General features: G+C 43.4%; 25 protein-coding genes and 1 pseudogene. 4 read left to right on the top strand and 22 right to left on the bottom strand.

Features of this window, described 5'->3' with window-relative positions; all coding sequences use genetic code 11:
- Positions 1–5: 5 nt before the first annotated feature.
- From alaS to METMK1DRAFT_RS12170, 15 genes and pseudogenes are all read right to left on the bottom strand, one after another.
- Positions 6–2723: an alanine--tRNA ligase gene (gene alaS, locus METMK1DRAFT_RS12240; RefSeq protein ID WP_009074614.1), complete on the bottom strand. Its 2718-nt coding sequence runs from the start codon at positions 2721–2723 to the stop codon at positions 6–8.
- 53 nt (positions 2724–2776) lie between these two features.
- On the bottom strand, positions 2777–3091 hold the full coding sequence (gene rpl12p / locus METMK1DRAFT_RS12235) for a 50S ribosomal protein P1 (protein ID WP_009074612.1): 315 nt from the start codon (positions 3089–3091) through the stop codon (positions 2777–2779).
- A gap of 43 nt (positions 3092–3134) precedes the next feature.
- Entirely contained in the window at positions 3135–4139 is a 1005-nt protein-coding gene (locus METMK1DRAFT_RS12230; protein ID WP_048088000.1) for a 50S ribosomal protein L10, read from the bottom strand.
- Positions 4136–4789: pseudogene (locus METMK1DRAFT_RS12225) on the bottom strand (50S ribosomal protein L1); the annotation flags it as partial. The pseudogene METMK1DRAFT_RS12225 and the gene METMK1DRAFT_RS12230, both read right to left, overlap by 4 nt.
- Before the next feature lie 14 nt (positions 4790–4803).
- Positions 4804–5310, bottom strand: coding sequence for a 50S ribosomal protein L11 (locus METMK1DRAFT_RS12220; protein ID WP_009074606.1), 507 nt, complete (start codon positions 5308–5310; stop codon positions 4804–4806).
- A gap of 11 nt (positions 5311–5321) precedes the next feature.
- Complete coding sequence (locus METMK1DRAFT_RS12215; RefSeq protein WP_009074604.1) at positions 5322–5783, bottom strand: transcription elongation factor Spt5; 462 nt, start codon at positions 5781–5783, stop codon at positions 5322–5324.
- An 11-nt stretch (positions 5784–5794) separates the two neighbouring features.
- Positions 5795–5974: a SecE/sec61-gamma family protein translocase subunit gene (locus tag METMK1DRAFT_RS12210; protein WP_009074602.1), complete on the bottom strand. Its 180-nt coding sequence runs from the start codon at positions 5972–5974 to the stop codon at positions 5795–5797.
- 31 nt (positions 5975–6005) lie between these two features.
- The gene (gene ftsY, locus METMK1DRAFT_RS12205) at positions 6006–6911 is read right to left on the bottom strand and encodes a signal recognition particle-docking protein FtsY (RefSeq protein WP_245544668.1); all 906 of its coding nucleotides are present in this window, start codon (positions 6909–6911) and stop codon (positions 6006–6008) included.
- Positions 6912–7093: 182 nt separating this feature from the next.
- Positions 7094–7537, bottom strand: a complete 444-nt coding sequence (pfdA, locus tag METMK1DRAFT_RS12200) for a prefoldin subunit alpha (protein WP_009074599.1) — start codon at positions 7535–7537, stop codon at positions 7094–7096.
- Between the two features lie 5 nt (positions 7538–7542).
- The gene (gene rpl18a, locus METMK1DRAFT_RS12195; RefSeq protein WP_009074597.1) at positions 7543–7803 is read right to left on the bottom strand and encodes a 50S ribosomal protein L18Ae; all 261 of its coding nucleotides are present in this window, start codon (positions 7801–7803) and stop codon (positions 7543–7545) included.
- A gap of 1 nt (position 7804) precedes the next feature.
- On the bottom strand, positions 7805–8476 hold the full coding sequence (locus METMK1DRAFT_RS12190) for a translation initiation factor IF-6 (RefSeq protein WP_009074596.1): 672 nt from the start codon (positions 8474–8476) through the stop codon (positions 7805–7807).
- Positions 8473–8739 carry a 50S ribosomal protein L31e gene (locus METMK1DRAFT_RS12185; RefSeq protein WP_009074593.1) on the bottom strand — a complete coding sequence of 89 codons (267 nt, stop codon included), beginning with the start codon at positions 8737–8739 and terminating at the stop codon, positions 8473–8475. Before METMK1DRAFT_RS12185 ends, METMK1DRAFT_RS12190 begins: the two co-directional genes overlap by 4 nt.
- A 5-nt stretch (positions 8740–8744) precedes the next feature.
- Positions 8745–8900, bottom strand: coding sequence for a 50S ribosomal protein L39e (locus tag METMK1DRAFT_RS12180; RefSeq protein ID WP_009074590.1), 156 nt, complete (start codon positions 8898–8900; stop codon positions 8745–8747).
- Positions 8897–9250 (bottom strand): DNA-binding protein, encoded by a 354-nt coding sequence (locus METMK1DRAFT_RS12175; protein WP_009074588.1) that lies wholly within the window; start codon positions 9248–9250, stop codon positions 8897–8899. The genes METMK1DRAFT_RS12180 and METMK1DRAFT_RS12175 overlap by 4 nt, the downstream gene beginning before the upstream one ends.
- Positions 9251–9256: 6 nt before the next feature.
- Entirely contained in the window at positions 9257–9727 is a 471-nt protein-coding gene (locus METMK1DRAFT_RS12170) for a 30S ribosomal protein S19e (RefSeq protein WP_009074585.1), read from the bottom strand.
- Between the two features lie 58 nt (positions 9728–9785).
- On the opposite strand from METMK1DRAFT_RS12170, the gene METMK1DRAFT_RS12165 reads away from it, so the two are divergent.
- Complete coding sequence (locus METMK1DRAFT_RS12165) at positions 9786–10958, top strand: nicotinate phosphoribosyltransferase (RefSeq protein WP_009074582.1); 1173 nt, start codon at positions 9786–9788, stop codon at positions 10956–10958.
- Here the strand turns inward: METMK1DRAFT_RS12165 and METMK1DRAFT_RS12160 are convergent.
- The 7 genes from METMK1DRAFT_RS12160 to METMK1DRAFT_RS12130 form a co-directional block, all read right to left on the bottom strand.
- Positions 10948–11997 (bottom strand): phosphate signaling complex PhoU family protein, encoded by a 1050-nt coding sequence (locus METMK1DRAFT_RS12160; RefSeq protein ID WP_009074578.1) that lies wholly within the window; start codon positions 11995–11997, stop codon positions 10948–10950. The genes METMK1DRAFT_RS12165 and METMK1DRAFT_RS12160 overlap by 11 nt on opposite strands.
- Before the next feature lie 49 nt (positions 11998–12046).
- Complete coding sequence (locus METMK1DRAFT_RS12155) at positions 12047–13045, bottom strand: DUF711 family protein (RefSeq protein ID WP_009074576.1); 999 nt, start codon at positions 13043–13045, stop codon at positions 12047–12049.
- A 70-nt stretch (positions 13046–13115) separates the two neighbouring features.
- Positions 13116–13967: a site-specific tyrosine recombinase/integron integrase gene (gene xerA, locus METMK1DRAFT_RS12150; protein WP_048087997.1), complete on the bottom strand. Its 852-nt coding sequence runs from the start codon at positions 13965–13967 to the stop codon at positions 13116–13118.
- 301 nt (positions 13968–14268) lie between these two features.
- Positions 14269–15927 carry a hypothetical protein gene (locus METMK1DRAFT_RS12145; RefSeq protein ID WP_048087996.1) on the bottom strand — a complete coding sequence of 553 codons (1659 nt, stop codon included), beginning with the start codon at positions 15925–15927 and terminating at the stop codon, positions 14269–14271.
- A 47-nt stretch (positions 15928–15974) separates the two neighbouring features.
- Positions 15975–16490, bottom strand: coding sequence for a gamma carbonic anhydrase family protein (locus METMK1DRAFT_RS12140; protein WP_009074569.1), 516 nt, complete (start codon positions 16488–16490; stop codon positions 15975–15977).
- A 1-nt stretch (position 16491) separates the two neighbouring features.
- On the bottom strand, positions 16492–17490 hold the full coding sequence (locus METMK1DRAFT_RS12135; RefSeq protein ID WP_172634158.1) for an RsmB/NOP family class I SAM-dependent RNA methyltransferase: 999 nt from the start codon (positions 17488–17490) through the stop codon (positions 16492–16494).
- A gap of 31 nt (positions 17491–17521) precedes the next feature.
- The gene (locus METMK1DRAFT_RS12130) at positions 17522–18382 is read right to left on the bottom strand and encodes a beta-ribofuranosylaminobenzene 5'-phosphate synthase family protein (protein ID WP_009074565.1); all 861 of its coding nucleotides are present in this window, start codon (positions 18380–18382) and stop codon (positions 17522–17524) included.
- A gap of 47 nt (positions 18383–18429) precedes the next feature.
- Here METMK1DRAFT_RS12130 and METMK1DRAFT_RS12125 point away from each other — a divergent pair, with 47 nt between their 5' ends.
- The 3 genes from METMK1DRAFT_RS12125 to METMK1DRAFT_RS12115 are packed head-to-tail and all read left to right on the top strand — an operon-like array spanning position 18430 to position 20809.
- On the top strand, positions 18430–19782 hold the full coding sequence (locus METMK1DRAFT_RS12125; protein WP_009074564.1) for a class I adenylate-forming enzyme family protein: 1353 nt from the start codon (positions 18430–18432) through the stop codon (positions 19780–19782).
- Positions 19775–20173 (top strand): thioredoxin, encoded by a 399-nt coding sequence (gene trxA / locus METMK1DRAFT_RS12120; RefSeq protein WP_009074561.1) that lies wholly within the window; start codon positions 19775–19777, stop codon positions 20171–20173. Before METMK1DRAFT_RS12125 ends, trxA begins: the two co-directional genes overlap by 8 nt.
- Before the next feature lie 18 nt (positions 20174–20191).
- Entirely contained in the window at positions 20192–20809 is a 618-nt protein-coding gene (locus METMK1DRAFT_RS12115; RefSeq protein ID WP_009074559.1) for an ATP-binding cassette domain-containing protein, read from the top strand.
- The last annotated feature ends 91 nt before the right edge of the window (positions 20810–20900 follow it).

The raw sequence follows: 20900 nt of genomic DNA, 5'->3' as shown, positions 1-20900 counted from the left end.
TGTAATCATAGGCCGCCTCTTTCAATTGTTTCCTTAATATAATCAATTATTTCTTCCCTCGACTTATTGGCTACAACCATAGACCCGAACGTACCTCTACCTCCCCCTTTCCCGCCCATTTCCTTCAATCTCTCAACGACTCCCTTTACGTCAATATCCCTAGAGGTTCCTAGGTCCACTCGCAATTCACCGTTGGTTTGAGTTATATGTACAACTAGAGTTTTAGATTGAGATGTAAGTCTTCTCATCAACTCTTTTTCCAGTTCCTGATCTTTTATTTGTGGAAGGATAATTAATCTTATCCCATTTATGCTTCTCTCCTGGATGCTCCTAGACAACAACTCTAGAGCCTCCTTCCTATAGTAGGCAATGAGGTTCTTGGCCTCTTGATGTTCCCTGAGGAGTTTCTCTACCTTCATTTCTAGTTGATCTGATGAAGTCTCAAGCTTCGATGAGACATTAACCAACTTATCCTCGAGTTCTCTGGCGTATCTTGACACCATGTCGCCTGCTACATACTCGAGCCTTATTATTCCGTCCTGGATCTTTTCCGTCTTTACTATCTTTATTGCCCCTATATCTCCAGTGTTCCATACGTGCGTACCGCCGCAACTCTCCACGTCCCATCCCTCGATCTCTAGAAGTCTTATGTTTGCCTTGTTGGGAACACCCCCTTCATAAATGGAGACCCCATATTTCATCTCAGCTTCTACTCTGTTGATTTCGAACGGCCTAACTGGTCTCCTGTCATTTATAACAGAGTTTGCCATATCCTCTATTTTTCTTATTTCCTCGGCAGTTAGCGGTTTGTAATGAGTTATATCTAGTCTCGCCTTTTGAGGCGTCTTTTCAGCTCCAGCTTGCCACACATGATCTCCCAGTAATTTCTTGGCAGCAGCAAGAACAACGTGAGTAGCGGTGTGATGTCTCATTAACCTAAAGCGCCTCTCCCAATCAATTTCTCCCTCGATCCTCATTCCCTTTTCAAGGTTTATTTCTCTATCTAGGATATGGACCACTATGTCCCCTACTTTCTGTGTATCCACCACTCTCACTCTATCCCCATTCAGTATTATCCAGCCTTGGTCTCCCAGTTGTCCCCCACCCTCTGGGTAAAAGAGCGTCCTATCCAAAACCAGGTATTTTGACTTCGAGAGAAGTACTGTCGCATCGAAGGACCTAGCATATTGGTCCTTATAGTATAGCGCTTCTGTAGCACGTATATCTTTGACCTCGTTGATTATGTGCTCAGGTAGTTTTAATGTATCCTTGTCCTTTTTGAGCGGGGCCACTTGATGGCGCTTAGCTACTATGGAATAGAAGTTGTGAGGAACTTCAATCTGAATACCCTTTTTCCTTAGCTCATCAGCAATAATATCTGGAGGAATCCCATTAGAGTCGTACAGTTCCACTAAATCCTCTAAGCCTATGCTGCGCTTAGATTTTGAGAGGAACTCTGAAAGGGACGACGTCTTAGAGATGAGTTCCTGAAACTTCTCCTGCTCGACGTCCACTACATCCAATATGTAGTCTCTGTTCCTGAGAAGTTGAGGGAAATCGTATCCCCAGAAATTGATTTGTAACTTCACTAGTTCAGATAATTTGACATCTGTTCCCAGGAACTTCAAGGTTCTTAGTGCTCTCCTTATGAGTAGTCGACCTAGATAACCCTCACCTGAACTTGATGGAACTAGGCCGTCCCCCAGCATTAGGGCAACGGTTTTAGTGTGGTCCAATACCTGGAAAATCCTCGCAGCACGATTGAGCTCGTCCTTCACTACGTCCACGGGAATACCTAACGCTTTAGCTACTAGGTTCCTGTGCTCTACTAACGTGGATATATTATCTGGATCTATCCTACCCGCGAATCTAGAAGCCACCCTCAATAACTCAGAGTCCACCCTAGGTTGTCCCAATTTGTCAAAGAAGGTATCCACTAAGTTACCGTAAATAGCGTGAAACGCAGTTGGTGTCTTCTGTGTGAACCAGGCTATTCTCTCTATGCCGTATCCGGTGTCAACTATTTTCAGTTTCAATGGGACGTAGTCTCCTGCAGAAATCTCGTATTGCATGAATACCAGGGTAGCTAACTCAAGCCCTCCTACCGTGACCTCAAAGGAAGGTCCAGCGTTTCCTCCCCCTTCCCACCACGATTCCTTGAAGTTCAGAAGGTCTTCGCTTATTCCCAGTTCCTTTGTGAAGAATTCCTTAGCGTAACTCACCGTCTCATCTTTCCAGTATACAAATTTGTCGGGATAGTTGAACGCATGATGTCCTCCCATTTCGAAGGTGGTGAGGTGTCTTCCGAACGTTATTCCGACGTTATCGACATCATCCATCCTTATGCAAGGCTGGGATATCACGAGTGGATTGGCAGGAGGGGGAACCAGCCCACTAGTGATGTAGGGTTGGAAATCCACTATACTGGCTATTGTTAGATACAAGTCTTCCCTCCACCTAGCCAGTACCGGTTTTGGTGGTATTATCTCATGACCTCTCTTCCTGAAGAACTCCAAGAACTTTTTCCTCGACTCGCTAACGCTCCAATTTAGAGAACCTTCCTTCATATCCAGGAAATGATAATCCGAGCATGGAATGTCTGCACAGTCCTCTCTAGTTCTGTCCAAAGTCCAGAAAGGAGTTTTACAGACTTTACACTCTTTTCTCTGAAACCCATTATCCAGGAAAAACTTCAGTCTGTACTCCATTTCACTGGCTTTCATGTTGGGGACACATTAAAAACACGGAGGATTAAAGTTCTTCTTGGAAAAACTATTTAGCCGAATAGAGAGGCTAGACCTCCAGCTATCTCCTCGTCGCTAGGTCCTTTCTTCTCTTCTTCTTCCTTCTTCTCTTCTTTCTTACTCTCCTGAGGAGCCGCCTGCCCTCCTGCAGGGACAGCAGCTACTGGCATCGCTGCGGCATTCTTTATAACCTCATCTATATTGACCTCCTTCAGTGCAGCAGCCACTGCCTTTACCCTTACCTCATCTACTTCAACGCCTGCAGCATTGAGCACTGCCTTTATTGCATCCTCCGTTATATCCTTCTTAGCTGCGTGTAGTAACAAGCTTGCGTATATGTACTCCATGTCTAGTCACCAACTCATCTGGTGGGATACTTTAAAAAACTATTTAGCCGAATAGAGAGGCTAGACCTCCAGCTATCTCCTCGTCGCTAGGTCCTTTCTTCTCTTCTTCTTCCTTCTTCTCTTCTTTCTTACTCTCCTGAGGAGCCGATTGTATAGCCTTAGGGACCTCAACTCCCAAGTCTACTTTCCCGCTTATTGCTGATAACACCGCATATGCCTTACTCATGGCCTTTGTAAGAACCATCTGTGCTGTCTCTGGAGTAATGTAACCGGCCTCTGCGGCAATGGCAAGTGCTCTAGTGTAGGCTCTACCTATAGTTATCTTTAATACGTCAGGTACCGGGTATGCTATCTCCACCCCTAGAGCTAACGAATCTCTCGCCGCCTCTGCGATCATTGATCTATACTGATCTACGTTGAGTTCAAGTTGATCTGAGGGAATAACTAGGTTCTCATGATATGCGGCTTTCAGCTTTAGTTTGACATAAACAGGCATTATTCCTAGCTTCTGTAATATCGGTGCCGCCTCTGGTGGTATTGGGTCACCAGGCTTAGCTATCAAGGTATCCTTTACAACATGAACCTTGCCGTCCTGGACCTTCGTTTGGACCTTGAGCTTTCCGAATGTGCTCAATATTGGTCCTGCCGTCATCCCGGTATCTCCAGCAGGTATCACTACCTCCTCATCCGCCTTGTCTCCAGGCATTGGATATCTCTTCAGCTTGAACTTGGAAAGGAGGATCGAGATGGAGAACGGATTTTCATTCGTGAATATAAAGGCATTAGTTCCTGAAATGTATTTTTCTAACTTCTCAACATCTAAGCCGGCCCTCTTGGCAGCTATGAGGAAGAGAGTATTCCTAGTGACTTTCATGTCAGCTATGTTTCTTAGTTTCTTTCTTATCTCGTGTAATTTGTCGGCGGGAAAACCTTGGACGTCAGCTATGATTACAGTCTTTGAATTCTTTAGTTTCTCTTCCAGAGAGGCGACTTCGTCTATCTTCCACTTTGGAATCTTTCTCTCTTCAATCACGCTCATTCTCATCACTTCAGGGTGACTCTAACTGGTTTTCCCATTGTGGTTTTAACGTATATAGCTTTGATGTAGGATGGACTCTTTATCTTCCCCTCTATCACATTCAACACTGCCATAGCGTTCTCTACCAAGTCCTCCACCTTCTGGTCTTCTGTGCCTATAAATGTCTGCGTGTGAGGTTGATCCTTAGTCTTCACCAAGGTGGAGCGTTTATACCTTATAATGTATTCTGATATATCTGGAGAGGAGGGTAAGGGGATAGGAAACTTTCCTCTTGGACCTAAGGCTGGACCGAATATCCTTCCGGCTAGAGCCATACTATCCTGGGTTATGAGGAACCAGTGATTCTTAGAGGCCATCTTCTTAATTGTTCTCTTGGCTCCTTGTAGTTTCTGAAGCTCCTCCTTTGTCAGTATGACGTTCGGCTCAGCTCTCTTGGCTGATTCCAGTTGCTCCAGGGAAGGAACTACAAGCACGTTTCTGGGCTTAGAAGGAGGTCTAGGCAACGTGACTGCGTCCCTCAATTTAATGTCTCCCCTTTTCATATCAACGTCCTTAAACGAGACTACTAATTCTACACTTTGGGCAAAAGACCTCTTTGGATTATTTTCAGAATCTAGAGCCTGGTTAATCGCATCGGAGATCTTTTCCTTAGGAACTAGCGTACTTCATCACCTCAATTTTCCTCCCATTTCTTCTCACCCGGATTTAATATGTCGTTATACTTTCCTTCCTCAACTTCTTTCACCACAGCTATAGGATCTTTGCCGTCTACCGTAAGACCTATACTCTTAGCTGTACCGAGTATGCTTTTCACTGCAGCCTTAAGACTTTTCGCTGTTAGCGAAGGTTTTTTTGATAAAGCTATCTCCACAACGTCCTGAATATTTAAATTGCCAACCTTCTTGTGCTCTGGATCCCCAGAAGGGGACTCGGCTCCAGCTTTCTTAAGTAGGAGAGAAGTAGTGGTAGGAACTCCCACACTTATGTCATACTTCTTTGTATCGGTATCCACATCGAGAGTTACTGGAACACTCATTCCTTTAAACTGTGCCGTAGCTTCGTTAATTTTCTTGACAACTTCTCCCACGTTAAGTCCCAACTGCGAGAGAGTTGGGGCGAGGGGAGGTCCTGGTTTAACATTGCCTCCCTCTACCACTACTTTTACGGACTTCTTGGCCATTTTTCCACCTTTTAACTCTTCTTAGCAGGTTTAACTTGATCTACGGGTATGGTTACCTGCAGTGGAAAGGCTGACTCTAGTATATTTAAAACTACTTCTCCCTTTCCTTCTCGGTATTCGATCACCTGGGCCTGCATTCCCCTAAAGGGACCAGAGATAACCTCTACCATATCTCCTATTTTCACCACGGGACCAACAGGTTTCTTAGAGACCATATTCATGATGTCATCCTTGGGCACTAGGCCTTGCGCTACTCCCTTAATGTGTCTTATACCAGCCACTATTGCCTTCACTGCATGTGGACCGTTGGTCTCTATGATAACATATCCCTTGAGACCTGGAGGAACAATTATGGAGAAAACGTCCTGAATCTTGTTGGTCTTGATCCTCTCTTCAAGAAGTAGAGCAACTCCCATCTCCTGTCCTCCAGTTACCTTTATCGCATAGTAGTTCCTGACCTTAGGCGTTTCCATGGTATGTGCACCTAACCCAGAAGTATTGCAAAGGCTAGCTGAACGAGGAAAGCCAATAAACCTACAAATAATAACACAATTAGCGTTACCCTCAAGTTCAGGTAAAACATGTCTTTATCAGGCTTCTTTGCCACACTGATTATCCTCTTCCAATCCTCCCTAAGCTTCTTTATCCTATCCACTAAGCCCATACAAACTGTATGGGCCCTCTGATTTTAAATTTTAGCTGAGGAGCCTCTCGGCAAACCATTCAGGGTCGAACTTCACGAGGCTCTCATAATCCTGACCTATACCCACGTATCCTACAGGCTTATTTAATTTGTAGGCTAGGGAGAGCACTATTCCACCCTTGGAGTCTGCATCTACCTTGGTAAGGATCACCATATCATATCCCACAATCTTCTCAAAATATGTGGCCTGCTCTAGCGCATCCTGTCCCGCTAAGGAATCTAGAACAAGAATCTTCATATTGGGCTTGGCCACCTTCACTACCCTCTTCAGCTCCTCAGTTAGGTTCTTATCGGTATGCATTCTTCCGGCCGTGTCTATTAGTACGACGTCGACCCTCCTGCTTTTCGCGGATTGAATGGCGTCGTAGGCGACAGACGCAGGATCGCCTCCATACTTTCCCTTAACTAACGGAACATCCAATTTACTTGCATGAAGTGCTAATTGTTCCTGTGCAGCAGCCCTGAAAGTGTCGGCAGCAGCTATAATAACTGAAAACCCGTTCCTCTTGAGCATCCACGCGAACTTTGCAATGGTAGTAGTTTTCCCTACTCCATTAACGCCAAAGAATATAATTATAAACGGCTTGTTGGAGTCCCGTATCAACCGAATCAAATCTGTTTCATTATAATTTTTTTTAAGTATCTCCCTCAGAGATCTCTTAAGGCTGTTTTTGACGAGACTCTCTAGATCCTCTCTCCTAGAGACCCTCCTTCCTATTAATTCTCTCTTGAGGTCCTCTAAGATCATGTCAGTGACCTCAAGAGACACATCGTCCTCAAGGAGTTCTATCCTAAGTTCCTCTATGATATCTGAGATATCGTCTTCTTTTATCTCCTTAGTTCTGAAGAAGCTTAGAAAACCACTTTTCTTTTCAGTGTCTTGGTTTCCTTGCGTGATGGGCTGATTTCTGGGTGTTATCTCGTTATCCTGTTCCCTTGTCCTCTGTTCCTGGACGTTCGGTTTCTGTTGAGCTTCGGGAACTTCCTCCTTATGCTCTGAGACCTCTTTCTGTTGCTCGGATTTCCCAGCAAGTTTCTCAGTGAAGTTAGAAAACGCCTTCTTTAACTTCTCGAAACAGCTTACTCACCTTTCTGGGCCTGTTCTTGTGCCCTGTTGATTATCTCTGAAATCTGCGCATAAGCATTTACCACGGTGTTAAGCCTGGAGCTCACTTCCTGAATTCCCTTATTCAATTGCTCCTCTCTAGAGTCAAGTATCTTTGTGGCAGCGTCGGGCTCAATTTCTGCATAATAGCCGAGACCTAAATTTACTAGGACCTTGGAGATTGGTATTTCTGTAACCCTCAACAGAATGAAGCCTCTCTTATCCACCGACAACATAAGATCCTTTGACTGAGTTTTTAAGGAGTTTATTGCTTCTTTTGCGTTCTTGACGGAATTGAGAGACTCTGTCAGCTCATCCCTGAGCTTCTGGAGAGCTTCAATTTCGCGTCTTAACGCCTCAGCCTGTGCCAAAAGATCCTCTAGTGTTACGACCGTCCTTTGCTCGCCAGTCTCTGACATATCAATCACGTTATAACTTTATCTAACTTAGCAAGGTCTTTTATCCTCTTATCTTTAACGCTCTCTAGAGGTACTTCCCTTATTTCCTTGAATACGATGTTGCACCTCTTTATTTTATTCTTACTTCCAAAGTGAGAATATACAACCTCCTTTGCTTGGGCCTCGTTGAGTGCCCTGACAAATTTAACAAACTTCTGCCTCACCGGGAATCGACTTTCGTTGAATAAGGCCTCCCCTTCTATCCTAAATGTTTTTATCTCCATCATCTCACTCACCAAAGGCTCTCTGCATTCTTAAAATCTCTGGCCCAGTTGTAGACGTCCCAACTAGTACTCCATTATCATTTGCCACCATACCGCTCCTTACTAAGGCGTTACCGAAATTTACAGTACCCACCTCGATCTTCGTTCCGAAGAGTTGGCCCAACTCCTTAACCTCGCTCTCTGTAGCGTCTATGTGAACTAATCCACCCTTGGATGTGACAACTCCAGCCGATCCTACGACAATGACCTGAGCTATAGTCCCCTTTTTTATTTCTTCAACTTCTAGTACTTCTTTCAATATTTTTACTTCTGCATCAGAGAATTCTGGATAGACTAGTGCAGCCTTGTCGTTTGCTAGAATCACGTTTCCTAATGCAGTAGCCCTCACATCAACCTTTTCTACTCTCACGTCTTTAGCGACCTCTTTTATCAGTCTAAATTCCTCTTCTTTGGCTATCCTAGGCATGACGATACAATTGTTGTTTCCTGCCAAAAATATACCTATTAAGAAACTATCTGCTATAGTAAATTCTATAATTTCAGTATTTAGATTTTCCTTTATTATCTCCTTGGCTTGCTTATCTAGATTTCTGGGAACTAAAGTGTACTTATTGTTTGAAAAGATATATACTCCTATATTATCAGTTCCGAAAACGCTCATTCTTTGGATGTTCATTCGGGCTTCACTGCTAGCTTCACGAGGAAGGTCTTTTCGCCTATCTTTGTAACCACCACTCTGACCTTCCTCTTTATTTTACTCCTAGAGTTAACGGATAAGTAACTAACAAGGAACTGATCTAGAACGACCTTCTCTGCTCCGAAGTGTCTCGTGACAACTTCCCTGATATAGTTTACTGCCTTTTTGAATTTCCTAGGCATTTTTGCCTCATGAGCAGGCCTGAGATTTATTATCATCTCAAAGTTGTCTTTCTCTTTCATGCTCATCACACCTTCAGATCATTTCTTCTCCAGTTTCTCCTCCTCGGATTGAGCCTGAATTTCCCGTTTGTCTTAAGGATCACCCAAGCAGGCACAGCAGAATTAGATTTAAGCGCTCTACTTAGCCTCTTCTTGAGCCCTGAGGGTCTATTCCTACTCATCGCCAACCTCTCTCCCTTATTTGTATCTTGAAGTCCCTTCTAGTCTGACCTGCTATCTGGGCTAAAATTTCCTTTAGCTCTTCATCAGTTATCGGTACCTTTATCCTTCCACTCTGGGCCAGTGCAATTAGTTGATCTTCTAGCGACTCCGCCAGTTCTGGTTTTATTAGCTTCACATTGGTTAACCTTTGTCTGGCCTCTTGCGTTAAGATAGTCCTCAATAAGGCCTCCTTTCTGGCTTCTAGCTCAGCCCTCTTCTGTCTCTCCTCAGTGACTCTCTTACTTTCAGCCTGGGCTCTCCTCCTCAGAAGTTCCTCAAGTTCTGGATCAGAGTAGCTGTCCTGTGACATAGAAGATCACTCCAGGTACTTTTTCAGAGAAGGGTTATTGTTTGCTAGGTCTATAAAGATTTCGTAGGATAACTTGTCTAGAAGAGACCTACCGGCCGGTGTTAGTGTTCTACCAAGTTTAGCTCCCTTCACCTTGGTCACTAAACCTGCCCTCTCCAATTGCTGAAATATTAGCCTCGTGGAGTGACCAGGAGCCTTCTCTGATATAGGAGGTCTGGTTCCCCTCCTCTTAAGCCCGCCATAAATCCTCCTGGATTCCGATACCCCAAAGTGATTCATTACGTAGAGTTTTCTCAGGATAGAGGCTGCCCTTATGTACCACCATTGCTCTGGTTCGTCTGGTATTCTCTCCTTGAAGGAAGTGGTCTTTGTTATCAGAGACCACTCAGGAACCTGGAGTTCCTTTACATTCTCCTTGAGATAGTCTGCTAGTCTTCTTACGAGGAGGTCAGGTGGTACCATCTTAGCTGTGATCATTACAAGTCACTACTACGTCATGTCTAAGGTTTAAAATTTAACCTATGAATTAGATGCCGTGAGGCTTTACATATCTTCGGAGAACGAGATAAAGTCTGGAAAGGTTACTGATGTATATTTTGAAAGAACTGTAAGAGCGCTCGAAGCGGCTGGAATGAGAGACGTGAAGGTCAGAATGGAATTTCACTCCTATGGTCTTCCGAAAGGTTACCAATGGGCAGTCTTCGCTGGTCTTGAAGAAGCGCTCTATCTCTTGGAAGGCAAGCCAGTTACTGTGTACTCGATGGATGAAGGAACACTATTCAAGGAGGTAGAGCCGGTCATGATCATCGAGGGAAACTACCTGGATTTTGGCGTTCTCGAAACTGCTCTGTTAGGAATCTTAAGGCACAGTAGTAGTATAGCCACTAAGGCTGCTAGGATAAAGTCGTTAGCAATGAATAGGCAGGTGATTTTCTTCGGATTGAGGGCTATCCATCCGAGTATAGCTCCGATGGTGGATCGCTCAGCGTACATAGGTGGAATGGACGGCGTTGCTGGGGCTTTCAGTAGGGAACTCTTGGGAATAGAACCCTCGGGAACAATGCCTCATGCTTTAATGTTGGCTTTCGGTGATAATGTGAAGGCTTGGAAGGCCTTCGATGAGGCTGTAGACCCTAAAGTTCCAAGAATAGCTCTGGTGGATACGTTTGAGGACGAAAGGACCGAGGCACTCAAAGCGGCTGAACTGCTGAAGGAGAAGCTTTACGGAGTGAGATTAGATACACCTTCGAGCAGGAGAGGTAATTTCAGGAAAATAATCCAAGAAGTTAGATGGACCTTAAATCTACACGGCTATGGTCACGTGAAGATATTCGTGAGCGGAGGGTTAGATGAGAGGAATATAGCAGAATTAAGGGATTACGTGGACGGGTTTGGGGTAGGTACCAGTGTAGCTTTCCCAGAGAGTGTAGACTTCAGTGCAGACATAGTGGAGAAGTGGGACGGTACTAAATGGATGCCCATAACTAAAAGGGGTAAATGGCCAGGTGCTAAGCAGGTGTATAGATGCAATTCCATGAACGATATAATAGTTCCCTGGGGCACGGAGGTTAAAAACGAGTGTAGAGCTCTTCTGACTAAGTATATGGAAAACGGGAAACTTATTAAGAAATTACCAAGCGTTCAGGAAATAAGGGACTACGTTCTCTCACAGTTAAGAGAGGCACCAAAGCCTGACGTTATTCAATGACTATTTCCTTGAGGTTCTCAACACCCCTGTTAAACGCTATTTCCGCTATAGGTTCCATTCTTCTTATGGCATTGTAGAGCCTGAGGTTCAGAGTCCTTATTGCAGTAGCCACCTTTGGCGCATTCATTCTCTGTATTCTCTCCTCCATTATTAGGGCATCAGAGAGCAGGACCCTCCTAAGAGTCCTTAACTCCTCTAATGCCTCATTGACTAGTTTTATGTCCTCCTTGTTCAGTACCTTTACTACATGATCTATTACAACTGCGGTCTGATCTATTAGCATGTCCATCTTATCCCAGGACATCTTAAGGAGACTCAGATCCTCTGGATGAAGGCTGAGGAGATCGTTTGCAGCTTCACTTATTTCGTCCGCAGCTTCCTCTGCAGCCTTCATCAGTATTCTGTTTCCGACTATTTGTATCCTCTTCACCCCTATCATGTAGGCAAGGCTTCTATTGACTTGGGCTAAGAGTAGTTGCCTCAGGGAGAGATAGTAAAGCCTATCTACTTCCTTCTCCAACTCTATTACCTCTTGAAGGAAGGTTCTACTAGCTTCCCTTATTCCCAGGCTCAGGTAGTGTAGCATTTGTTTCAACGTGTTTGTCAACCTGTTTATCAAACTCCCTATATTATACTTAGTAGGGTCTAAGAAAGACTGGATTTGAATTGAGGTGACGTCTTGAGACACTATCTCGAGTCCTATGAGACTCCTAGCGGTCTCCTTTATCTTTCTCAGCAAATCCTCTGTTAAAGGTCCATTTGTGGTCTCTATATAGACCCTGTCGAAACCTAGAATATATAGACTATGAATTATTCTAGTCACTAGCTCAGGGGAGGTCGTTGTGGATATCCTGACTCGCATTTCCTTGGGGGCGTTATCGGATTTAAGGTTAGGTGGGTAGACCTTTAAGCTACCGTCCTCGTCAACTTCCAGGTAAATACTTTCTCCAGGGTTTAATCCCACCTCTTTTACCCAATCGGCTGGAAGAGAAACCATCAGAGTCGACTTGCCAAATTTTTGAACTCTCCTAACTTCCATATAACACTCTATACAATTCAAGGGTATATAAAAGTAATTTAAATCCGGTCTATACTACTTTGACTACTGGTATAAAACCGAATAAAGGCGTATAGATCTTCTCTTCTCCTCTGCTAGGAATTATTCTAATTGCGTAAGGTCTCCTCTTGATTTTTTGTATCGACATAGCGTCCCTGAAGATATTCGTATAGGTCTCTCGATCATAGATAACTCCCACCATGTCTATCCCTGCAGCACATGCCGTACTCATGTACGCGAGATGGGTTAAAGTGAGACGACCTTCCAAGACTCTCTCCCTTAGAACGTTGTCTTCAGCTACTGGTAACATAACTTCAGAGAATCCTAAAGGTTCTAGCCCAGCAGAGAACGAATACTCTTCTATCTTTTGGTTGATCTCCCTTATTTTATGGAGGACTCCCATAGTGAACAATCTCGAATTACTAAGGCTCTCGAGGAACTCTCCAATGCTTTCATCCATCCATGGAGATAAGGATGGATCTATCCCTGCAAATTTAATACCTATGCTTTCTTGGATGCTCACCCCAATTTTCTTCGCTTCAAGAAGTGCATTTAGTCCCTTACCTTTCTGAAAGTCCTTTACATACAATAAGGAGAGTCCGATACTCTCTATGGGAAGAGTGCTAGACGACGTAGGGAAATAAGGTGTAGTTAGATATTCGTGATCAATGAGAACTGCAAACCGCGTCGACTCCTCTGGTTCTAGCATGTCGAGAAGCTTTATTACCTCTTCTATCCCCCTCTCATCGTCAAGGAGGACGTGCATAAAGAAATTTTTCCCACTCTTTAGTATATCACGTATATTCCTAATTCTAGGGTCGTTCCACCTTAATCCGCCTAAGCTGTAAAGTATTTCGTCACCCGAGGGAATAACGTCACTTAACTTATCTAAGGACGATGATCCTACTGGAGGCAGAGAGATTCTTTTCGATAACGTGGGGAACTTAATTGAGAGTAGTATATCTCGGTGCTGTAGAATTTTCTCCTTGTCGGCCGTCCTCAGGAAGGTCGTTATGGCTCTTATTTGCATCACGGATACACATTTGGAGAGAGATGACCAACAATAAAAGTGGAACGTATTTAAAGGCCAAGGCATTCAATTAAGAAAATGCACTCCTGTACGAACGTTCTAAGTCCTCTGTTATCAGATGAGTGTACACCTGAGTGGTCTTAATATCCCTATGGCCCAACATCCTCTGTACTGCAGGTAGAGGAACGCCCCTCCTTATCGCCATAGTGGCGAAAGTGTGGCGTAGTATGTGAGGTCTCAGCCACGGTATTCCGACTCTCTTGCCTATGCTTCTGACCAGTTTATATAAGGCTTGATAGCTCAAGTTGAATAAGGGTTGATCACTAGTAAGTCCTTCCCGATTAATATATTTCCTAAGAAGTTCGGCAGTTCTGGGGGTGAAGAATACGATTCTCTGTTCTCCATTCTTTGTTTCCTTTACAACTATGGTCATCCTAGTCATATCAACGTCCTTGACCTTTAACGATAGAAGCTCTGAAGATCGTAGGCCAGTATCAAGAAGAAGGGCTATTATGGCCTTGTCTCTTGTCCTTCTACAACTATCTATAACCAGCTGAACTGTCTTGTCGTCAAGGGCCATCCTCTCTGGATTTCTTACCTTAGGTATAGGTGGTCTCACATTTACACCTAACCATTTAAGGAATCTCCTAACAGCTAAGACGTATGTTCTTATTGTTGATGCTCTACCTCTCGTATCAACGTTTTGGTTCTTTCCCACTCTCGAGCTAAGGGAATATATCCAGTTAACCACGTCCTGAGTAGTTACAGTTCTAGGATCCTTTTTGATGAAATCAAGGAAGTCCCTTATAGCAGTACTATAAATCTTTACGGTTCCCCTACCCGCTCCAGAGACTTGTAGCAGTTGAACGAAATACGGATAGGGATCACCTTGAGATGGAGGCTCTCCTAACTCCAGTTTCATGTACAGATTGTTGTCTTGAAATGCGTTAAAAGGATTTGAACCCATGGAGGTTTAGTAATCCTTGGACGTGTATCGTTGGATGAGTAATATTGATCATTCTGAGGCTCATTTCTGAGTTCTCTTGTGACAGTCTTAACATTGTCGCGAGAAGCCATGGCTCTAAATACATTCCTTAGCCGCTAACGTTCTTTGAAGCACTATAATAAGAAAACGAAAATTTTTGTTAATATTAGTTTTGCAATAAAAATTTTTAATTCGTTTTAAGTCAAATTTTAAGACATTTTAGCGTGCTCTGGACAGTCTACTGATACGAAACAACTTCCAAGTTTATTGTTTCCCCGTTCGACAAAGGTATAGAGATATAATATGTAGATCCTGAAGAGAGCGAGGGCGTCACCAAGATTCCTCCACCATTTACATAGGAAGAAATGACACCGAAATAGAACGTATAAGAGTGAGTACCAGGATAGATGACCAATGGGACGTCATTAGGTGCAAAGGGAGTCCAGGTTCCTATATACAGCTCGTTACCCTCAAAGTTCACAGGTTCTGCTAATACTGGAACAGGAGACGTAGAATCGAGTGTCACGTTGACCTTATAGAAGTATAATGTACCTTCCGTATTAGGGCAAAATATGCCTGTATTAACTAAGGTTATCCCGCCCTTTCCCACCTGAAATATCATGCCAGAAGCACTTCCAGTTGATCTAGTTTGGTTATCTATGTTAAGTGATGATAGGGTCACCACTGGATTTCCGTCTACAGTGTAACAATCTGGAGTAAGACTAGACTTAGCGTACTGGCCTGCAGGAAGATTCAGTATTGCTATACCGTGATCTAAATGAGCCGGTATATAGGGGGTGTCTTGGGCTACGAGAGTGGGGCAACTATATGAGGCAGTCCTAGCTACTGTATTAAAGACGAGCGGGGCTCCGTTAACTAGAAATTCCAAACCTTTTGGGGTATCCTGTATTGTTAATAACATTGTTGAAGAGAAATTGTGAGCCTGTGCTATTCCTTGATATCCATTTACATCAACGGTGTAATATCCAATGTCCGCGTTGTCCATTAGGTTTGACGCTACACATGCATAGACATAAGGTAACGGAGTAAGGAAGTATTGTGAGTAACTATGATATTCAATCCATAAGTACTCGTTACCATACGGAGATATAATTACCAATGAGATTGGTAGTGTTGCATGCCCCAAGTCCACATTGCCTATTATCGTCCTTTCAGTATAGGAGAACGGTCTACTTTCTAAGATCTTTGATAATGTCCAGGAGAACTTCAGGGTTATGGAGGAGCCGTTTTGAAAGGGAAACATTATAGACGCATTATATATTGATCCGTAAAGATAATGCAACGGATACGTGTAAGTGAAGCCCTGTGTTTCATAGGGCTCAAAGTTTGTGAACGAAGAGGCTACGTATCCTTTGAGTGAATCGGGTATGTAATTCACAATATCGTATTGTCCAGGTATATAATAGAAAAGCTGACCGTTACTGGATTGGATCGAGTACCCACCAATAACCGATCCAGGAGGGAGCCAACCAATAAGCGATACACCATCTACCTTGGTAGTAGTGTTCTCTATATTGGAGAAGTTAAACACTTGGCCATTCTGTGTTACAAGAAGAGCCCATCCGTAGCCTCCCAATATGTAGGAAAGGCTCATTGGAGTAGAGCTCACGTGGATGTCTTCCTTATTTGTAGACCCATCAGGATAAATTACATACCTGATTGTTGTAGGATTGATTGAGTACACTTCATCTCCTGGTAGCTCTACTAGTGGAGAGTGAGAACTCCCTGCCTGATTGAGCGCTTCATTTATAACTTTAAAATACGAATTCTGTAGATACAGAATAACACTTACACTTGATATGAAAATAATTATAAGAATTATACTAGAGATGATTCCAGATATTGCTCTTCTCGTCCCCCCTTTTCCCATCCTCATTTCACTTAAACATGGCATTCGTGTTTAAGGGGGAGAGATGAGAGAATCTAATTTCCTGGCTTAACGAATCTCAAGGAGAGTTGGACATATTCCTCAGCGTTATTTATTATCGCTTCAATATCGGCTTCATTTAACCTTCTCACCACTTTGGCTGGCACCCCTAAAGCTAAACTGTATGGAGGGATCTCCTTCCCTTCTGTTACTACCGCGCCCGCACCTATGATGCAATTGTCGCCAACCTTAGCTCCATTTAATAAAATTGCTCCCATCCCTATTATCACGTTTGAGCCCACCTTAGCTCCGTGGACTATAGCATTATGACCTATGCTTACGCGATCCCCTATTTCCACAGCATATCCCTTATCCGTGTGAATGGAAGAGTTTTCCTGAATGTTACTCTTTCTTCCAATAACTATCTTCTCATTATCGCCTCTTATAACGGCGTAATGCCATACACTACTTAGGTCACCTATTTCTACGTCTCCGATTATATACGCAGTTTGATGAATGAAGGACGTAGTTGAAACTTTAGGTTTTCGTCCCATGAACTCTTCAATGGGCATGTCATCTCTTCCTTAATACCGCTATAAAAAACCCTGTGAGATCATGTAGATTAGGATGAAATCGTACAATGCGCTCTAACTCAAACCTGGGATCATTAACCACTTCTTCGTTTTCGGAGATAGTGACGGTACATGTGGAGTAGACTACTGTTCCTCCTTTTTTCAGTATTTTGTAAGCTGAGTTCAGAAACTGCTTTTGATACGACTTAAATGTGAATAAGTCTTCTCTTCTCTTTTGATCATAAACTTTAGGTCTTACACCTAGAGCTGAGCAGGGAGGATCTATTATTACTTTGTCTACATCTTTAATTCCGAAGTCTTCGTAGAGATACCTAGAGTCTCCTGGAAAGACTTCAGCTTTAATTCCCAAGAGTCTCAGATATTCCCTTAATCTTGAGACCTTCTTTTCTGTGTGATCAAACCCTATAACCCTCGCCCTGGGCTCTAATTGGTATACATGGCTTAGTTTGCCACCAGGAAAGGCGTTCATGTCAACTATCAATTCTCCTGGGGCAGGCTCTACAAACCTGGCTACATACATAGAGGCCTTGCCTTGAGAAATGATGTAACCTTCCTTAACTTCCTTGAGCTCTGAAACCTTAATGGTTTTATATAGAGATTCCGTTACATTAACTACGAGACTCGAGTAGGGGTTATACACTCCGTTAGCCACATGTACACCGTTTTCGCTGATTACCGAGACTTCTTTTCCCTTTGCCTGGATCCTCTTAACTCCGGGTCTATATACATTAGATCCGACCATGGCACTTTCTGCTGTCCTTTTGTCCACTATAATTCTCGAATCCAGTAGCTCCAACTTATTGGGTCCAGAGATATTGGTATAGAAGGCCTCCTCCAAGTCCTCATCTCGGTTTAGACCTAGGGAGTAGGCAATTCTCTCATCTCCCTTTACAGTATTTAGTCTAAAGTACAATCTACTGTTGGGTCTTCTTAAGGATTCGAGGAAAGAGTTCAGACAGGTCTTGTAAACCTCTCTCAGTTCGTTCATAACGTGCTCATCATAAATTAGCTCAATACCACTCAACCTTTGCCCCCTCATTGTTAGGCTCTGACACCCATCCGCCAAAAGTAGAGATCAACTCTTCACCCTCCCTTCTGCTCGAGATGAAAGTGAAGACGGTGGGCCCAAAGGATGAAAGTCCACAGGGGAAACCCCTTGAGTACATCCGTCTCATTACCTCTCTAACTTCTTGTGTCTGATGAGATACCTCTACTTTCTTAAATCCTAAGCTCTGGATTTTCCATAGTGCGTCTAAGACTCCCTCGAGATCCTTCTCCACAACCGATGGAATAAACTCTATCAAGACTACCCTGGCTAACTCGTCCGTCCCCTCTGGTTTGAAGTTCTCAAAAAGTCTTTTTTCTGGTTCACCAAACACTCTCTTTCCGTCAGGAATAACAGCATATATCATCCATGGAAAATCCTTCCTAATCAGGAGGGGGGGAGGAGGGGCATCAGAGTAGTCTGAAGGAAGAGCCTTCTTCTTAGTTTTAATAGAATGTCCTCCGTCAACAACGAAGCCTCCCCACTCGAATGCATATACGCCAACTCCAGAGGTGCTTCCTCTCCTAACCAATTTAGCCAGTTCAAAGGCATCGAGTCTTCTCATATGGTACTCTGCCCCCAACTTTGCTAGGGCCATATTGAATTGTGTGGTGTGCCCTAGGCCGACATGCGCCTCATAATCCTCCTCAATACAATACGAGACGGATCCCAAAGTTGGTATAGACGCAGTAGAGCAGTCCCCAGTCCTCAACACTATCCTAGGTTTCCTTAAACCAACGCCCATTCCCCCATCTATTCTGCCATGCTTACCTTCTAAGTCGAAGAGTGTTATATGAATCCTTGAGAGTCCTATAACCCTGAGCATTGTCCTTAACTTATAAGGGGGACTAGGAACAATAAAATCGACACTTTATGAGCTTAGCGTCTTTGCTGTATCGATGGGGCGTAAATAGACCTAACTCACCTTTCATTGGTTCACTCACCTACTCACAGGTATCCAAGAAAGTTGCGGGACTAGCTAGGTCACTTCCTACACACGGTGTAATTGCCCATTTCATGTTCAACTCTCCAGAGGCCATTATGGCGTATCTAGCAGGCTTTTGGGCCGGAACCAAGGTTATAGCTATCGATCCGCTCACCTCATCTGAGGACCTTGCATATATCTTAAATGATTCTAAACCTGATGTTATTCTTGTAGACGAGGAGATTGCGGAAAGAGAGAAGAGCGTACTCACAAGCTTTCGATTTATGATCCCAAAGTTCAATGAAGAAATCAATGCTAAACCCTATGAATATGATGAAGATGAGCCAGGACTATCATATTACTATGCGGGTATAGCTGGAAGGACTATGGAAGTCATTCATAGTGCTCAGAGAGTAGAACTTAACAGCAGGATCCTTTATCAATCGCTAGGTTTAAGCGAAATAAGAACCATTTTGACAGTACCCTTAGCTCACGTTTTAGGAGGCAGTGTTCTAGGAGTAACCCTAGAGGCCGGAGGACTGATAGTTCCGGTCAGGAAATTCTCGGCCTCAGGAGCTATCGAGATCATAAATACCTATAAAGTTAACTACTTGGCTACTGTTCCAATGGTTTATGATTCGCTCATTCAGCAAGGCGGCTCAATTAGTTCTCTTGAAGTATGTATCAGCACTGCAGCACCGCTCTTCCCGTCCACTGTAAATGAATTTAAGCAGAAGTTCGGAAAAAATATTATTCAGCAATACGGCTTTACTGAGGGGTTAGTAGTAACTCTTCAACCTAAGGAATTCTCCGATAGAATAACCATCGGAAGTCCATTGAAAGGGGCTGAGATTAAGATCATAAAGGAAGACGGATCTCTAGCTAGAGAAGGCGAAGTTGGCGAGCTATGGGTTAAGGCCCCGTGGTTGATGCTGGGATACAAAGACAGAAGTGAGACAGCCAGGGTTATGGAAGGAGACTGGCTTAAAACTGGGGACCTTGTTAGTGTTGACTCCGCTGGTCTTCTTTACTTCAAGGGTGTCAAGAAAAGGATGTTGAAGTACAAAGGTTACCCTATATTTCCAAGGGATTTAGAGATTATACTCGAGTCACATCCCGCAGTACAGAGTACAAGGGTCATCGGAGAGGACGCAGGTAATCTGGGACAGCAACCCGTGGCTTACGTAGTACTGAAGAAGGGATACAACATCTCCTCAGATGAGCTTCTTGAATACGTGAACCAGAAGGTAGCATTTTATAAGAGGTTAAAGAAGGTTTATATAGTGGAGAAGCTTGAGTGAGCTGGAAGAGCTAATTAAGGAAATATCTGCTAGGTTGGAGCATAGGGCAAAGTCGATAAACAAGACTAAGGAGGAGAATATAATTAATGCATCAGAATCCTCGTTTCAGGAGATAATCACGAAAAACAAAGTGGTAGTAGTGGATTTCTGGGCACAGTGGTGTGCTCCTTGCCATCTTTATGAACCAGTTTTTAAGAGGATCTCCTCTAAGTTAATGGGTAAAGCTACCTTCGTAAGGGTTAATGTGGACGAGAACCCAAAAATAGCTGATACTTATGGGATCATGAATATTCCTACTACATTAATTTTCGTTAACGGTGAAGTTAAGGAAACGTTGGTGGGGGCCATAGACGAGGAGACTCTGGAGGCTTCAGTTACAAAATACCTATAGTTCCTTGGGGCTCTAGGTTTGAGTGAAGAAGATCTAATAATTGAAGTTTCAAAGGGCCTCAGAGATTTCGCGATAAACGCGTCTATGAAGGAATCGGGAGTAATATGTATAACGGGACCTAATGGATCTGGAAAGACCACGTTTCTCGATATCATAGCAGGGCTCGTAAGGCCAGAGAAAGGAAGGATAGTTGTTAGGGGGAGAGATGTTACACTATTACCTCCAGAGAAGAGGGGCATTGCTTTAGTTACTCCAGAGAGTTACATTCCACACCTAGATGTGGATACCCACATAATTAAGGGAGCACGATTTAGAGGGATTAGATACAACCCAGAGATAATAAACAAGTATAAAGAGCTTTTAGGGGTAACTTTCTCAGGTAAGGTCGGTTCACTGAGCCTAGGCCAGAAGGAAAGGGTAGCTATATTGACCGCAATTTTAAGCAGTCCGCTACTTCTACTTCTAGATGAAGCTATCTCCAATATTAGTGATAGAGAAGATTTTCTAAAAAAATTAATAGAAATAGTTAAAAATAAGGGAATAAGCATGATATACGTCACTCAAGATGAGGATATTGCATCCGTTGCAGATCATCATTACGTAATGCAGAACGGAAGTCTAATGAAAAGGTATTAGATTGCTACATCATCGAATCAGGTAACGACTTATAGATTTTTCAGAAAAGGATATAAGTTCTAAAAAAGTATTCATGAAATCAAGAAATATA

It is taken from the genome of Metallosphaera yellowstonensis MK1 (genome assembly GCF_000243315.1).
Taxonomy (GTDB): domain Archaea; phylum Thermoproteota; class Thermoprotei_A; order Sulfolobales; family Sulfolobaceae; genus Metallosphaera; species Metallosphaera yellowstonensis.
This window is presented reverse-complemented; position numbering and strand designations above follow the sequence as displayed.